We start from the raw sequence: 13,565 nt of genomic DNA, 5'->3' as shown, positions 1-13,565 counted from the left end.
GGTCCGGCTCCGGACGCCCACGCCCCCGTCATCCCGCGGCCCCGGCCCCGACGGCCTCCCTCACCGGGATCCTCCCCCGATGTTCGCGACCAGGTTGATGGCGATCGCAAGGATGCCGGTCCCGAACGCGTAGGCCAGCAGCGCGTGCCCCAGCACGGTCTTGCGGATGCGGGTGTCGGTGACGACGGTGTCCGTGATCCCGTAGGTCATGCCGATGGCGAACGCCATGTAGGCGAAGTCGGCGTAGGTCGGCTCCTCCTCCTGCAGGAAGTCGATGCCCCCGTCCTCGTCGCGGTAGTAGAGGCGCGCGTACTTGAGGGCGAAGACGGTGTTCGTCATCGCCCAGGAGAGGATGACGGAGACGACCCCGAGGATGACCAGCGCCACGGATGTCCCACCCTGGCTGTCGCTGGACTGGACGAGCGCATCCGTGATCACGCCGAGGCTCGCCACCGCGGCGACGAGGACCCAGGTGTCCGTCGAGCGGGTCCGGCGCTCCTCCTCGGCGAGCTCCTCGGTGCCGAGCTGGCCCTGGCTCCAGCTGGCCAGCCACACCCGGAACAGCAGGCTCCCCACGCCGGTGCTCCAGCCCACGAGGGGGGCGATCCTCGTCCCGCCGAGGAGCACCGCGACGAGGCCCGCGACGATCCCCGCGGCGAGGGAGGAGAGCCCTCGCCAGACGGAGATGATCCGCCCCCCGCCGGCTCTCCGCGTCCTCGTCGTGCTCATCCGGCCTGCCCCCACCGCTCCCGTCCGTCATGGCTGGAACACGGCCCGGACACAGTTGTCCTCCTTCTCCTTGAACAGCCGGTACCCCTCGGGCCCCTCGTCGAGGGACATGGGATGGGTCGCCAGGTGCCGGGTGGGCAGGTCGCCGCTGGCGATGCGGTCGAGCAGCATCGGGATGTAACGGTGCCCGTGCTGCTGGGCGCCGCGGAACGTGAGCCCCTTGTTCATCAGCGCGCCGAGCGGGAACTTGTCCACCACCCCGGCGAACACGCCGAGGCAGAACACCGAGCCGCCCTTGCGGCAGTTGTAGATGGCCTCCCGGACAGCGGTCGGGCGGTCGGTCTGCAGCCGGAGCTGCTGTTTGATCTGGTCGTAGAGGTACTCCGGGCCGGTACTGTGCGCCTCCATCCCGACGGCCTCGATGCAGACGTCCGGGCCGCGGCCGCCCGTGCGCTCGCGGAGCTCGGCGCCCACGTCGGTCTTGGCGTAGTCGATCGTCTCGACGCCCATGTACTTCTCGGCCTGGGCGAGCCGCTCGGGGATGCGGTCGATGGAGATGACGCGCTCGGCGCCGAGCAGCACCGCGGCGCGGGCGGCGACCTGGCCGACGCCCCCGCAGCCCCACACGGCGACGACGTCACCCGACTTGACACCGCCGAGGTCGGCGCCCATCCAGCCCGTCGGCCCGGCGTCGGAGGCGAAGACGGCGGCGAGGTCGTCGGCGAGCTCGTCGGGGACGACGAAGGTGCCGTGATCGGCGAAGGGGACCCGGATGTACTCGGCGTGGCTGCCGGCGAAACCGCCGAGGGCGTGGGAGTAGCCGTAGCAGGCCCCGATGGCGGAGCCCCACAACGCCTCGGTGATGCCCGGGTTGGTGTTGGCGTTGTCGCAGAGCGACCAGAGGTCGTGGGTGCAGTACCAGCACCTGCCGCATCCGACGAAGGAGCACACCACGACCCGGTCGCCCACCTTGCGGTCGCGCACGCCGGGCCCGACCTCGGCCACCTCGCCCAGGAACTCGTGGCCGAGCACGTCGCCGGACTGCATGGCCGGGATGTAGCCACCGAGCAGGTGCAGGTCGGAGCCGCACACCGCGCTGGCGCGGACCTTCAGGATGACGTCGCCGCTGTTGCGGATCTGCGGATCCGGGACGTTCTCGATCGCGACCTCGTTCGTGCCCTCCCAGCACAGCGCCTTCACAGCCGTCCCTTCCCCTGGGCGATGCGGTCGGCCACGGCCACGAGCCGCCCGCCGAGGCCGGGATGGGTGGTCCCCGGCGCGTCGGGCAGCACGACCTCGCCGACCTCGAGGATGGCTTTCGCCTCGCGCAGCGCGGTCCTGACCTGCTGCCGCGGGTCCTCGCCGTGCAGCCGCGCCTTCGCCCCGGCCGGGCCGGACTCCGGGGGGTGGGTCAGTCGCGCGGCGAGCTCGGTGCCCTTGTCGCCCGGCGCGGGCCGGATCCGCACCTCGATCGCGTCGCCGAGCCGCGCCAGGGGCTCGGGGAGCTTCCCGTCCGGCATCACCTCCTCCGGGGAGCGGTTCACGGTGACCACGAACCACCGTCGGGCGTCGGTGCCGTCCTGCCGTGGCCGGCTGCGGCGCGCGGCCAGGCCGCCCGCCACCGCCCCGGCGACCGCGGCCGCGCGACCGATCGTCTTCGTGAGGGCCATGGGTCTCCTCAGCTCGTCGGATGGCCCGGCACGCGGACCAGCGCCGGCCGACCGTGCATCGTCGGTCGCCGGTGCACCGACCGGTCCCGCTCCGCCGGTGTCACGATCCCGGCCGGACCACCCGATCGTCGGTGGGCGGGTGTCGTCGTGTCGTCGGCACGGCAGGGTGAACGTCGGCGACGGGAGTCGACACGGCGAGGCAGGTGAACCCCCGGGGGAGCACCTCGTCCGCGGAGTTCGTCCTGCGGGGCCGACGTGCGCGCCCCGGGGGAGCAGGCAGGGTCGAATAGTGCCGATCACCGCCTCCTGCGCTTCCTCCGATCCCCTGTCGCCGTTGCGAATCGCGGTCGTCGCCCCGCCGTGGGCCGAACTGCCCCCGAGCGGCTACGGCGGCATCGAGGCCGTGTGCGCGGACCTCGTCTCGGCTCTTCTGCGCAACGGCCACCACCTGACGCTCGTCGGCGTCGGGCGCAACGGCACCGACGCCGCCTTCGCCCGCACCTACGGCCTGCCCCAGACCGACCGGATGGGCGAGGCGTTGCCCGAGGTGGTGCACGCGGCCGCGCTCCCGTCGATCCTCGCCGGCCTCGACGTCGACGTGGTGCACGACCACACGCTGGCCGGCCCCCTGCTGGCGCGAACCCACGGGCTGCCGACCGTCGTCACCGCGCACGGGCCGGTGGTCGGCGAGATGGGCGAGTACTACCGGGCGGTGTCCGGCTGGGTGCGGCTCGTGGCGATCTCCGAGGCGCAGCGTGCGGCCGCCCCGGACATCTCGTGGTTCGGCAGCGTGCACAACGCCGTCGATCCCCATGCCTATCCGATCAGCCTGCGGAAGGACGACTACGTGCTCTTCCTGGGCCGGATGAACCCGGACAAGGGGGTGACCACCGCGATCCGCGTCGCCCGATCCGTGGGCGTGCCGCTCGTCATCGCGGCGAAGTGCCGGGAGCCGGGCGAGCGGCGGTACTTCGACGAGGTGGTCGCCCCGCTGCTGGGCGACGACGTCGAATGGCGGGGCGAGGTGGGGGGAGCGGAGAAGCTGGACCTGCTCGGACGGGCTCGGTGCCTGCTGTTCCCGATCGAGTGGGAGGAGCCGTTCGGCATGGTGATGATCGAGGCGCTGGCCTGCGGGACGCCCGTGGTGGCCCTGCGGCGGGGATCGGTGCCGGAGATCGTGCGGCACGGCGAGACCGGCTTCGTCTGCGTCGACGAGCGGGAGCTGGCCGACGCCGTCCTCGCGGCGCCGTCCCTCGACGCGGCCCGCTGCCGAAGGGAGGTCGAGGCCCGGTTCGGCGCCGATCACATGGCCGACTGTTACGAGCTGATCTACCGGGAGGCCGTAGGGCTCGCCCAGCCGGTCCCGGAGGGCCGGCCGCCGCACCTCCGGCCGGCCGCGGCACCGGGGGGCCGTGCGGTGGAGAGGATCCCGAAGGACAGGTCCGCCTTCCAGGCGGTGCACGGAGGGCAGGCGGACCGGCGGAGAGCGGACACGGCGGTCCGGACGGCCACGTCCGGCCCCGGCCGAGAGCAATGACGGGGCGGGACCACGTCCCCTGACGAAGGTGTGGGAGATGTACTACGACGAGTTCATCGACGCCGTCACCGAGCGTGCCGAGCTTCCGCGTGACGACGCCGAGCTGCTGGCGCAGGCGGTGCTGCAGACGCTCGGGGAGATGCTGGACGACGGCGAGGTCCGGAAGCTCCGGGCCCGGCTTCCGAGCGCCCTGCGCCAGGACCTCCAGCGGGCCCGGTACGACGCGCGGTGCTTCGACGCGGCCGAGTTCGCACGCCGGGTGGTGCGCCGGTCCCGGCTCGGTGCCCCCGACGCCGTCGCGGCCCGCGCCGCCGCCGTGCTCTCGGTCGTCCGTGACGCCGCGGCGTCGTACGACGTCCGCCGCGCGCAGGCGTCCCCCGACGTCTGGGCCTCGCCCACCTCGAGCTGAGCCCACCGCGGCGGTTCGTCCGGCCCGCGCTCAGCCCCGGTCGTCCCCGCGCATGTCGCGGTCCAGGTCCTGCCAGCCCTCCGGGGTCGGGTGGTGGCCGTAGGCGGCGGCCCGGACGTTCTCCTCGTCCTCGAGCCCGGAACCGAGGGCCCCGCCCACCGTGGCGAGGGAGGTGATGAGCCACGCGAGGGTGGCGTAGTCCCCGAATCCGGACGGGTGCCCGAGGTTGGCCTCGAGTATCGAGCCGTCGATGAACAGGGCGGCTGCGGCGGTGGTCCCGACGAAGAGCACGAGGTAGGACACCCCCACGGCGAGTCCCAGGGTGATGACGGTGCCGAAGTTGAACAGCCGGGCCAGTTCCTTGGTCGTGTCGTCGGAGGGTTTCTCCCACAGGTCGTGGGCGATGACGAGCCAGCCGATGAGCGCGGTGATGCCGAGCACCATGATCACGGTCAGGCGCAGCCCGTCCAGGGCGTCGCCCATCTGCCAGATGGTGTTGGTCGCCAGGGCGAACGCCGCGGTGCCGAACGCGCCGACGAGGAGCTTGGACAGGCCGAGCAGCGCTCGCCCCGGCCGGTTGGCCCGGACCATGCCGACCAGCAGCCGCAGCTGACCGGTGCCGCGGGACGCCGCGTACCCGATCTCCCCGTCCTCGGCGCCGGTGACGACCCGATGGATCGGGACGACGGTGTCGGTCATCCGCCGGTCGTTCGCGGCACGTCGACCCCGGGGGCCGCCGCCGCCGAGGTCGTCCTCGATCAGGAGTTCGGTGACCAGGCCGGCGATCAGCCCGGCGACGGCGGCTCGGGCCGCCCGCATCTGTCCGAAGCCGAGCGCCGGCAGGGACACCAGGCCGGCGTGGCGGCGGAGCGAGGAGTAGGCGACCAGGGGCACCCGCTGGACCTGCAGCGGCAGGTCGGTGAGGCAGATGGCGATGCCCCAGCCGGCCTTCTGCCGACGGTCCGCCACGTCGTCGAGCAAGCCGTCGTAGCCGCTGTCGCGTCGCGGCGCGATCGCGCCCCAACCGGTGCGGACGTCCCAGTCCACGGTGGAGTCGACCCGGTCGGCGAGGAGCGCCGCGAGCTCCTCGCGGAGCCGGTCGGCGACCCGCGCCGGGTAGTCGGGCGGGGTGGCGACGAGACCCACGACGATCTTCGGCGGCGCGGCCCCGGCCCCGGCGTACCGGTCGGAGTGCTCGGCCATCCATACTCCTCACGGGCACGGATCGCGGTCAGGGCACGAGGACCGGCCCGTTGTGGCCGACGCACCTCGTGATCGCGGGGAAGCCGGGCGGATCCGCCCACGAGCCCGCCGCGCGTGACTCCGATCGGCCCGCACGTGGAGTCGATTTTGCGGACCGCCCGCCGAGGTGACAAGGCTGCCCGCGCAAGATCGTCCGAACGCTGTAGGCGGGGGAGCCATCCAGCCGCCGTCTCCGTCGCCGGAACCGGCGCGACGGGGTCGACGCGTTCCGACGACGTCCGCCACGGCGCTTCCATGGCCGCTCCCTCACCGCAGAGGTCCGGCGGCGGACCCCCGGTCGGTCAGGGCCCCCCTCCCGCTCCGGGTCCTCCGGGTAGGGCAGCGCCCGGCAGCCGAGCAGGAAGAGCTCCCGCTGCGCCTCCACCAGCGGCTCGGTCATCCGGTCCTGCAGCCGCCGCACCGCCAGCCCTGGCCCCGTGGAGCCGCGCGACGATGTCCGCCTCGCCGGACTTGTCCAGCGAGGCCCGTTCACCGACCGCCCGCTGGTCCAGGCCCGCGTTCCCGCCGACGGCGGCGACCACGGCGTACTGGGGCCCGGCGGACCAGATGACCCGGCGCCTCGCGCAGCACGAGCATCGCCCGGTTGGCCCCGGTCCTGCCCGGCGGTCGGTTCGGTCACCGGCGCGTCCTCGTCCCCACAACGGTGCGGTGTCAGCGTCCGCGTCGGCACGATGATGGAGCTCAGGTGACCGACCGTATACGGAGCATGCTGCGGTCTGGGAAATTGCCGGATTGCTTTGTACACCTCCTTGCCGAAGAACGAGGCGCCCGTGGGGTGAGCTCTCGGACCTCGCCTCCGCCGCGGGTCGAGTCGAACCCACCGTGAGCGCGCGAACACGATTTACTCCCCGGTAAGTGGTTAGACCTGCCTCCGCTCGGGGCACAAAGTGATGTGGCTGCGGACCTCGAGCTAGTGCTTCCGAGTGAAGCGACCGCCGCCGCACGGTGCCGACGGGTGATCTCCGTGTGGTTGCACACCGTGTGCGGACGTCGCGAATCGTGCGAGACCTGCGACGACGTCGTCTACGCCGTCAGCGAAGCCGTCACCAACTGTGTCGACCACGCCTACCCGGGCCGGGGGCGGGGCTCGATCACCGTCCGCGCGACGGCCGACGACGACCCGGCCCGGGGTTCCGCCGCGGACGTGGCGTCGGCGCTGGCGATCGTCCGGACGGGGGGTGGGCGGCGACCCGCCGGGGTCACGGTCTCGGTGTCGGACCAGGGCCGGTGGCGGCCGACGCCCGCGGACCCGGGGGACCGCGGACGGGGACTGACGATGATCCGCGCCTACGTGGACTCCGTCGAGATCGTCCGCGGGGAGTCCGGCACGACGCTCACCCTGTGGTGCAAGCTCGAGTGCCCGGAGTAGCGCGTCCGGTTCCGACCCGAGGAGTCAGGCCTCCAACGGCAGGGTCAGCGCGACGATCGTCTCGTACTCCGCCAGCCGCTCCAGGCCCCTCCGGGTCGCCGCGACATCGCCGTTCCCGGCCCGCCGCATCGCGACCAGGTAGCGGCGGCGGCGGTCGTGGGCGTCCCCCCGGTCGGCCTGAGACCAGCGTAGGTAGCCCTCGACGCTCTCCCGGTACCCGCGGCGGAGCGCCTCGTCGCTCTCGCGGGTGGCGAGCCACGCGATGAAGGGGGCGAGCGCGGCCGCGAAGGGCGACACCGTCGAGGTCGTCGTCATCGACCTGCACATCCTCGGGTTGGACCCGGGCCGGTTCCCGGGGGACCCGGGCGTCGTACCCGGCCGGAACGGACCTACGCCTCACCCCGGACGGTTTCTCCCGCCTGCGCCCGAGCCTCGAGGCGCTCGCGCTGGGGGACGACGACGTAGCGCGGGTCCTTCGTCGAGGCGACCCCCGCCTCGAACACCCCGAACCGCTGCAGCGCGCTCCCGGCCAGCAGCGCGAGGCCGGACGCGGCGGCCCCGGCCCGGCTGCGGCCCGCGACGAGCAGGGTCCCGGCGAGCCCGGCGGCGGTGAGCAGCTCCGACGCCCGCCGCAGCCGGCCCACGTGCCCCTTCCGGTAGACCTCGCCGACCAGCCCGAGCCGGTGCTCCATCACCCGGGACGCGGCGAGCTCGGACGCGGCCCCGACCGCGGCGAACGCGCGCGCCGGACCGGTCTCCGCCACCGGCGCGCAGAGCATCCCGAACCCGCCCCCGCTGGCGGCCGCGGATCCGACGAAGACGAAGGGCAGCTCGTCGCGGACCTCGCTCCAGCCCGGGACCGCGGTGTGCGAGAGCAGGACCGCCGTGTAGGACGCGACGCCGGGCGCCGTGACCGCGGACGACAACCCCGCGGGCCGGGCCAGCCGGGCGAGCAGCCGCGCGGGCCAGGTCCGCCGCCACCTCGCGGGAACCAGCTCGGCGGCGGCGGCGACGGCGACGCCGGGCCCGAACGCCGAGAGGATCCAGGTCCCGACGCTCATCGGGGACGTCGGCTTCAACACCCGCAGCATGTGGTGGAAGCGGTCGGGCCGGCCCAGGTCGGAGACCAGGAACCAGAGGCTGGCCAGCAGCGCCCCGAACGACCCGAGCCATCCCGCACGCCGCAGCCCGGGCCGGCCGGTCAGGTCCGCGCCCGCGGCCACCACCGACGACCCGGCGGCGAGCCCTCCGCAGAAGAGGTACGCCGCGATCTTCCACTCCCAGACGGGAGCCTTGAGGACCGGCCTGCCGTAGTAGGAGCGGAACTCGGCATCCGGGACGACCGTCGGCTCGCCGCCCCCGCGCCTGCGGCCGCCCGGCCGCTTGCTTCGGCGGCTGCCCTGGAACAGCTGAGCTTCGCGGTCGGCGGCGCCACCCGCGTCGCTGCGCCGCTCCGCCGGCGGCGGGTCGGTGTGCCGGGTCACCGCCTGCTCCCGAGGGTCGAGGAGACGAAGGCGCCGATACCGGCCAGCGCGAACGCCGCGGCCGCCGCCCCGGCCCGCCGCCACATCTGCGGCGCGTTCCGGGTGGGTACCACGGGGTCCGGCGGCAGGCCGTACACCTCGGGCTCGTCGAGCAGGAGGAAGAACGCCCCGTCCCCGCCGACGCCGTCGTTCGGGTCGCGGCCGTACAGCCTCGCCTCGTCGACCCCGAGCCCGTGCAGCTGCTCGAGCCTGCGGTCCGCGCGCTCGCGCAGCTCGTCGAGCGGGCCGAACTGGATGGAGTCCGTGGGGCAGGCCTTCGCACAGGCCGGCTCCAGCCCGTCGCCGAGCCGGTCGTAGCAGAGCGTGCACTTCTGGGCGCGGCCGTCCTGCTCACGGCGGTCGATCACGCCGTACGGGCAGCCGGAGACGCAGTACCCGCAGCCGTTGCAGATATCCTGCTGCACGACAACCGTGCCGAACTCGGTCCGGAACAAGGCCCCGGTGGGGCACACGTCCAGGCACCCCGCGTGCGTGCAGTGCTTGCAGACGTCCGAGGCCATGAGCCAGCGGAAGTCCGTGCGGGACTCGGCGCCGCTGTCGTCCCCCGGCCGGGAGAAGGCGGGCATCCCCAGGTCCTGGGCGTTCGGCAGCGGTTCGGTGCCGAGCTCCGAGCCACCCCGCGGCGCGGCGCGCAGCCGGGGCTCGACGGCGTGCACCGTCTCCCCGATGCCGCTCGGCCCGGTCGGCAGGCCCGCGAGGCCGGGATCCTGGTGCCCGAGCGGGCGGGACTGCTCGATGAACGCGACGTGCCGCCACGAGTTGGCGCCGAGCATTCCGGTGTTGTCGAAGGACATGCCGAGCAGGTCGAGCCCGTCCTCGGGCACGGCGTTCCACTCCTTGCACGCCACCTCACAGGCCTTGCACCCGATGCACACCGAGGTGTCGGTGAAGAACCCGACGCGGGCGGGATGATCCAGGTGCCCGGCGTCGCGCGCGACGTCGTCGAGCGGCCCGGACAGCCGGTTGCGGCCGGTCATGGCGTCTCCTCGGAGGTGGCGGCGGGGGAGTGCGTGGGCGTGTCGGGCGTCGCCGGCTCCTCGACGTGGGCCACCCCCGCCGCGGTCCCCACCCGGGTGCCGGTGGCGGTGGTGATACCGGCGCGGGTACGCAGCTCGTCCAGCATCGCGGTGAGCGCGGCGCCGCGCGGCCGCGGTCCGGGCCGGACGTCGCAGGTCGCGACCTTGCTCTCCTGGATGAAGACGTTCGGGTCGAGGACGACGCCCAACAGGTCGTTGACGACGTCCCCGGTCACCAGCCCGGTGGCCCCCCAGTGGTAGGGCATCCAGACCTGGTGCACCACCCGCCCGTCGATCCGCAGCGGCGCCATCCGGTCGGTGACCATCACCCGGGCCTGGACCGCGGCGCGGCTGGTGACCACGTGCGCCTCCCCGAGGTGGGTCAGCCCGCGCTCGCGGGCCAGCTCCGGCGAGACCTCCATGAACAGCGCCGGCTGCAGCTCGGCCAGGTAGGGCAGCTGCCTGCTCATCCCGCCCGCCGTGTGGTGCTCGGTCAGCCGGGCCGCGGTCAGCACGAACGGGAACACCTCGGACCCGCCCTCCGGCGGCGCCGGGTTCGACGGGTTGTCCGGCCGGCCGTAGACCTTGCGGGTCGGGTTGGCCTGCTGGGTGTAGATCGGGTTGCGGACCGGGGACTCGTGCGGCTCGTAGTGCGCCGGCAGCGGCCCGTCGACGACGCCGTGCGGCGCGAAGAGCCAGGCCTTGCCGTCCGCCTGCATGATGAACGGATCGTCGCCGTGCAGGGCGTCGGGTCCGGTCGTCCCCTCCGGCGGGACGTATCCCGGAGCGGTGCCCACCGGGAAGTCCGGGATGTCGTGTCCGGTCCACCTCCCCGCGTCGGCGTCCCACCAGATCAGCTTCTTGCGCTCGCTCCACGGCCGGCCCTCGGGATCGGCGGAGGCCCGGTTGTAGAGCACCCGGCGGTTCATCGGCCAGGTCCAGCCCCACTCGGCCTCGTAGGGGCCCTGCGCGTCGTGCGGCTTGCGCCGGGCGGCCTGGTTGACCCCGTCGGCGAACACGCCGCTGTAGATCCAGCAGCCGCACGACGTGGTGCCGTCCGCCTTCAGGCCGAGGTAGTTGTCGAGGACCTCGCCCGTCGTCAGGTCGTGGCCGTTGATCCGGCGCAGCACGTCCTCCGCGGACGGCTCGACCCACTCGCCGTCGCCCTCGGTCTCGTAGTCCCACGCCAGCTTCTGCACGGGCTCGTCGCGCGGGTCCTCCGACGCGGCCAACCGCTCCCGGACCAGCCGCCCGAGGTGGTAGAAGAACCACAGCTCGGAGCGCTGGTCCCCACGCGGTTCGACGGCCTTCTCCCGCCACTGCAGCATCCGCTGGGTCTGGGTGAAGGTGCCCTCCTTCTCCACGTGCGATGCGGCGGGCATGAGGAACACCTCGGTGCGGCACTCCTCGGTGACGATCTCGCCGGTCTCGATCTCCGGCGAGTCCTTCCAGAAGGTCGCCGTCTCGATCTCGGTCAGGTCCCGGACGACCATCCAGTCCAGGTTGGCCATGCCGAGGCGCTGCAGCTTGCCGTGCGCGGACCCGACCGCGGGGTTCTGGCCCATGACGAAGTAGCCGAACACCTTGCCGTCGATCATGTCCATGACGGTGCGGTAGGTGCCGTGGTCGCCGTCGATCCTCGGCAGCCAGCCGAACCCGAAGTCGTTCTCCGCCGTGGCGGCGTCGCCGAAGTACTCCTTGAGCAGCGAGACCATGTACGCGTCGACGTTGTAGCCGTAGCCCTTCTGCCCGCCGGCACGCTGGTCGTCGATGTAGGTCGCGAGGTCGTCGTGCGCGACGTCCGGCATGGAGAGGTAGCCCGGCAGCAGGTTGAACAGCGTCGGGATGTCCGTCGAGCCCTGGATGCTGGCGTGTCCACGCAGCGCGAACACCCCGCCGCCGGGCCGGCCGACGTTGCCGAGCAGCAGCTGCAGGATCGCGCCCGTGCGGATGTACTGCGCGCCCACGCTGTGCTGCGTCCAGCCCACGCTGTAGACCAGCGCGGTGGTCCGGTCGCGGTTCGAGTTCCCGGTCCACGCCTCGCAGACGTCGCGGAACTGCTGCTGCGGCGTCCCGCAGACCCGCTCCACCATCTCCGGGGTGTAGCGGGCGAAGTGCCGCTTCAGGATCTGGAACACGCAGCGCGGGTGCTGCAGCGTCGGGTCCTTCACGATGTCCTCGGCCGCGCCCTCCACGGTGGCGCCGCGGCCCCCCGCCTGCATGGGTTGGGTCTGCTCCTTCGCCCGCGCCGAGTCACCCTTCGGCGTGGACCCCGACGGATCCACGCCCTCGTAGTGCCAGGTGGACCGGTCGTAGGTCGCGGTCTCCGGGTCGTAGCCGGAGAACAGGCCGTCGAGGTCCTCGGTGTCCGCGAACTCCTCACCGACCAGGAACGAGGCGTTCGTGTAAGCCGCGACGAACTCCCTGAAGTCCAGCTCGTTGGTCAGCACATGGTTGATCACGCCGCCGAGGAACGCGATGTCCGTCCCCGCGCGGATCGGGACGTAGGTGTCCGCGAGCGCGCTGGTCCGGGTGAACCGCGGGTCGATGTGGATCAGCCGTGCGCCGCGCGCCTTGGCCTCCATCACCCACTGGAACCCGACCGGATGGGCCTCGGCCATGTTCGAGCCCATGATGATGATGCAGTCCGAGTTGGCGAGATCCTGCTGGTAGTCCGTCGCCCCGCCGCGACCGAAGCTTGCTCCCAGACCGGGAACGGTGGCGGAGTGTCAAATACGGGCCTGGTTCTCGATCTGGATGGCGCCGAGCGCGGTGAACAACTTCTTGATCAGGTAGTTCTCTTCGTTGTCCAGGGTGGCGCCGCCGAGGCCGGCGAAACCGTTGGTGCGGGCGAGCCGCCTGCCCTGCTCGTCGCGTTCCTGCCAGCCGCGGGCCCGGGCTTCGACGACACGGTCCGCGATCATCTCCATGGCCTCGCCCAGCTCGAGCTCGGTCCACTCGGTGGCGTACGGGGCGCGGTAGCGCACCTTGTCCAGCCGTTGCGGGCCGGTGACGAGCTGCAGGCTCGCCGAACCCTTGGGGCAGAGCCGGCCCCGGGAGATCGGGGAGTCCGGGTCGCCCTCGATCTGGACGACCTTCTCGTTCTCGACGAAGACGCGCTGGGCGCACCCGACGGCGCAGTACGGGCAGACGGACTTCGCGACCCGGTCCGCCGTCGCGGTCCGCGGCCGGAGACCGACGTGCTTCGGCGACTGCGCCGCGGCGCCGCGGCCGAGCTTGTCCGGGCCGGTCAGCTGCCGGTAGAGCGGCCAGGACCGCAACAGCCCCCCGAGATCCATACGTGCACCCTCTCCCGGCCGAAGAACCCGTCCACCTCGATCTACCCCCGCGGATTCTCGTGAAACTCCTCCCCGCCGTCCACCCGGCGCGTCCGGCGCGTCCGATTCCGGGAATGTCGCCCGGCCGCGGTTGGCGCGCCGCGCCCGTGGTATTCGACGGCACTGGCGGGAGTCCCCGCGGAGGCGGGCGCGGAGGGGAGAGGCATGTCGGAGCGGCACGAGGAGCGGTACGAGACGGAGTCGCCGGGACCCGCGCGGTTCCCCTGGCCGCAGCTGGCCGCCATGATCGTCGGGCTGGCGCTGCTCCTGTTCGGCGTGTTCGGGTTCTGGCCCACCGCCTTCTCCACCCTCACCGAGGGCGACGTGGGACCGACGTTCCTGGGCGTGGAGGTCTCGCCCCTGCGCAACATCATCCACATCGTGCTCGGCGTCATCGGGCTGGCGTGCGCGGCCCGGTTGCCGGCCTCCCGGGCCTACGGCTGGCTGCTGGCCGTCGCCGGCGCGGTCATGGCCGCATGGGGGATCCTCGGTCTCGTCCGGCCGCCGTTCGACGTGCTCAGCATGAACGTCCCGGCGGTGGTCGTCGCCGGGGCGATCGCGCTGCTGGGCCTGGCGATCGCCCTGCTCCCGGCGCGCGACGCCCTCGGCGAGGGCGACCCCCGGGACGGCCGCGACGCGATGGACCGCACCAAGGCCGAGCGCCCGCACCGCTGAGCCGCGCGGCTCCTC

General features: G+C 73.1%; 12 protein-coding genes. 4 read left to right on the top strand and 8 right to left on the bottom strand.

All coding sequences use genetic code 11. From position 1 onward, the window contains the following. Positions 1 to 60: 60 nt before the first annotated feature. The 3 genes from JWP64_RS12985 to JWP64_RS12975 are packed head-to-tail and all read right to left on the bottom strand — an operon-like array spanning position 61 to position 2,399. Positions 61 to 729, bottom strand: a complete 669-nt coding sequence (locus JWP64_RS12985) for a DUF1345 domain-containing protein (RefSeq protein ID WP_297496158.1) — start codon at positions 727 to 729, stop codon at positions 61 to 63. A gap of 27 nt (positions 730 to 756) precedes the next feature. Beyond that, positions 757 to 1,929 carry a zinc-dependent alcohol dehydrogenase gene (locus tag JWP64_RS12980; protein WP_297496157.1) on the bottom strand — a complete coding sequence of 391 codons (1,173 nt, stop codon included), beginning with the start codon at positions 1,927 to 1,929 and terminating at the stop codon, positions 757 to 759. After that, positions 1,926 to 2,399: a hypothetical protein gene (locus tag JWP64_RS12975; protein WP_297496156.1), complete on the bottom strand. Its 474-nt coding sequence runs from the start codon at positions 2,397 to 2,399 to the stop codon at positions 1,926 to 1,928. The genes JWP64_RS12980 and JWP64_RS12975 overlap by 4 nt, the downstream gene beginning before the upstream one ends. 334 nt (positions 2,400 to 2,733) lie before the next feature. On the opposite strand from JWP64_RS12975, the gene JWP64_RS12970 reads away from it, so the two are divergent. Both JWP64_RS12970 and JWP64_RS12965 read left to right on the top strand, forming a co-directional pair. Next, positions 2,734 to 3,936: a glycosyltransferase family 4 protein gene (locus JWP64_RS12970; protein ID WP_366889862.1), complete on the top strand. Its 1,203-nt coding sequence runs from the start codon at positions 2,734 to 2,736 to the stop codon at positions 3,934 to 3,936. A gap of 37 nt (positions 3,937 to 3,973) precedes the next feature. Beyond that, positions 3,974 to 4,345, top strand: a complete 372-nt coding sequence (locus tag JWP64_RS12965; RefSeq protein ID WP_297496155.1) for a DUF2267 domain-containing protein — start codon at positions 3,974 to 3,976, stop codon at positions 4,343 to 4,345. 30 nt (positions 4,346 to 4,375) lie between these two features. Here JWP64_RS12965 and JWP64_RS12960 read toward each other — a convergent pair whose 3' ends face one another. Then, the gene (locus JWP64_RS12960; protein ID WP_297496154.1) at positions 4,376 to 5,548 is read right to left on the bottom strand and encodes a hypothetical protein; all 1,173 of its coding nucleotides are present in this window, start codon (positions 5,546 to 5,548) and stop codon (positions 4,376 to 4,378) included. Between the two features lie 952 nt (positions 5,549 to 6,500). On the opposite strand from JWP64_RS12960, the gene JWP64_RS12955 reads away from it, so the two are divergent. Next, positions 6,501 to 6,977 (top strand): ATP-binding protein, encoded by a 477-nt coding sequence (locus tag JWP64_RS12955; protein ID WP_366889859.1) that lies wholly within the window; start codon positions 6,501 to 6,503, stop codon positions 6,975 to 6,977. 24 nt (positions 6,978 to 7,001) lie between these two features. On the opposite strand, the gene JWP64_RS12950 is transcribed toward JWP64_RS12955, so the two are convergent. From JWP64_RS12950 to fdh, 4 genes are all read right to left on the bottom strand, one after another. Then, positions 7,002 to 7,292, bottom strand: a complete 291-nt coding sequence (locus JWP64_RS12950; protein ID WP_297496152.1) for a hypothetical protein — start codon at positions 7,290 to 7,292, stop codon at positions 7,002 to 7,004. A gap of 74 nt (positions 7,293 to 7,366) precedes the next feature. Beyond that, complete coding sequence (gene nrfD, locus JWP64_RS12945; protein WP_297496151.1) at positions 7,367 to 8,461, bottom strand: NrfD/PsrC family molybdoenzyme membrane anchor subunit; 1,095 nt, start codon at positions 8,459 to 8,461, stop codon at positions 7,367 to 7,369. Further along, entirely contained in the window at positions 8,458 to 9,498 is a 1,041-nt protein-coding gene (locus tag JWP64_RS12940) for a 4Fe-4S dicluster domain-containing protein (RefSeq protein WP_297496150.1), read from the bottom strand. The genes nrfD and JWP64_RS12940 overlap by 4 nt, the downstream gene beginning before the upstream one ends. Beyond that, complete coding sequence (gene fdh, locus JWP64_RS12935) at positions 9,495 to 12,836, bottom strand: formate dehydrogenase (RefSeq protein WP_297496149.1); 3,342 nt, start codon at positions 12,834 to 12,836, stop codon at positions 9,495 to 9,497. Before fdh ends, JWP64_RS12940 begins: the two co-directional genes overlap by 4 nt. 204 nt (positions 12,837 to 13,040) lie before the next feature. On the opposite strand from fdh, the gene JWP64_RS12930 reads away from it, so the two are divergent. After that, the gene (locus JWP64_RS12930; protein WP_297496148.1) at positions 13,041 to 13,550 is read left to right on the top strand and encodes a DUF4383 domain-containing protein; all 510 of its coding nucleotides are present in this window, start codon (positions 13,041 to 13,043) and stop codon (positions 13,548 to 13,550) included. Positions 13,551 to 13,565: the final 15 nt, after the last annotated feature.

It is taken from the genome of Pseudonocardia sp. (genome assembly GCF_025465255.1).
GTDB lineage: Bacteria > Actinomycetota > Actinomycetes > Mycobacteriales > Pseudonocardiaceae > Pseudonocardia.
This window is presented reverse-complemented; position numbering and strand designations above follow the sequence as displayed.

What these genes read in the sequence shown, in the direction of transcription:
- JWP64_RS12985 (WP_297496158.1), bottom strand. Translation starts at nt 729, where the DNA reads ATGAGCACGACGAGGACGCGGAGAGCCGGCGGGGGGCGGATCATCTCC.
- JWP64_RS12975 (WP_297496156.1), bottom strand. Translation starts at nt 2,399, where the DNA reads ATGGCCCTCACGAAGACGATCGGTCGCGCGGCCGCGGTCGCCGGGGCG.
- JWP64_RS12965 (WP_297496155.1), top strand. Translation starts at nt 3,974, where the DNA reads ATGTACTACGACGAGTTCATCGACGCCGTCACCGAGCGTGCCGAGCTT.
- JWP64_RS12960 (WP_297496154.1), bottom strand. Translation starts at nt 5,548, where the DNA reads ATGGCCGAGCACTCCGACCGGTACGCCGGGGCCGGGGCCGCGCCGCCG.
- JWP64_RS12950 (WP_297496152.1), bottom strand. Translation starts at nt 7,292, where the DNA reads ATGACGACGACCTCGACGGTGTCGCCCTTCGCGGCCGCGCTCGCCCCC.
- JWP64_RS12940 (WP_297496150.1), bottom strand. Translation starts at nt 9,498, where the DNA reads ATGACCGGCCGCAACCGGCTGTCCGGGCCGCTCGACGACGTCGCGCGC.
- JWP64_RS12930 (WP_297496148.1), top strand. Translation starts at nt 13,041, where the DNA reads ATGTCGGAGCGGCACGAGGAGCGGTACGAGACGGAGTCGCCGGGACCC.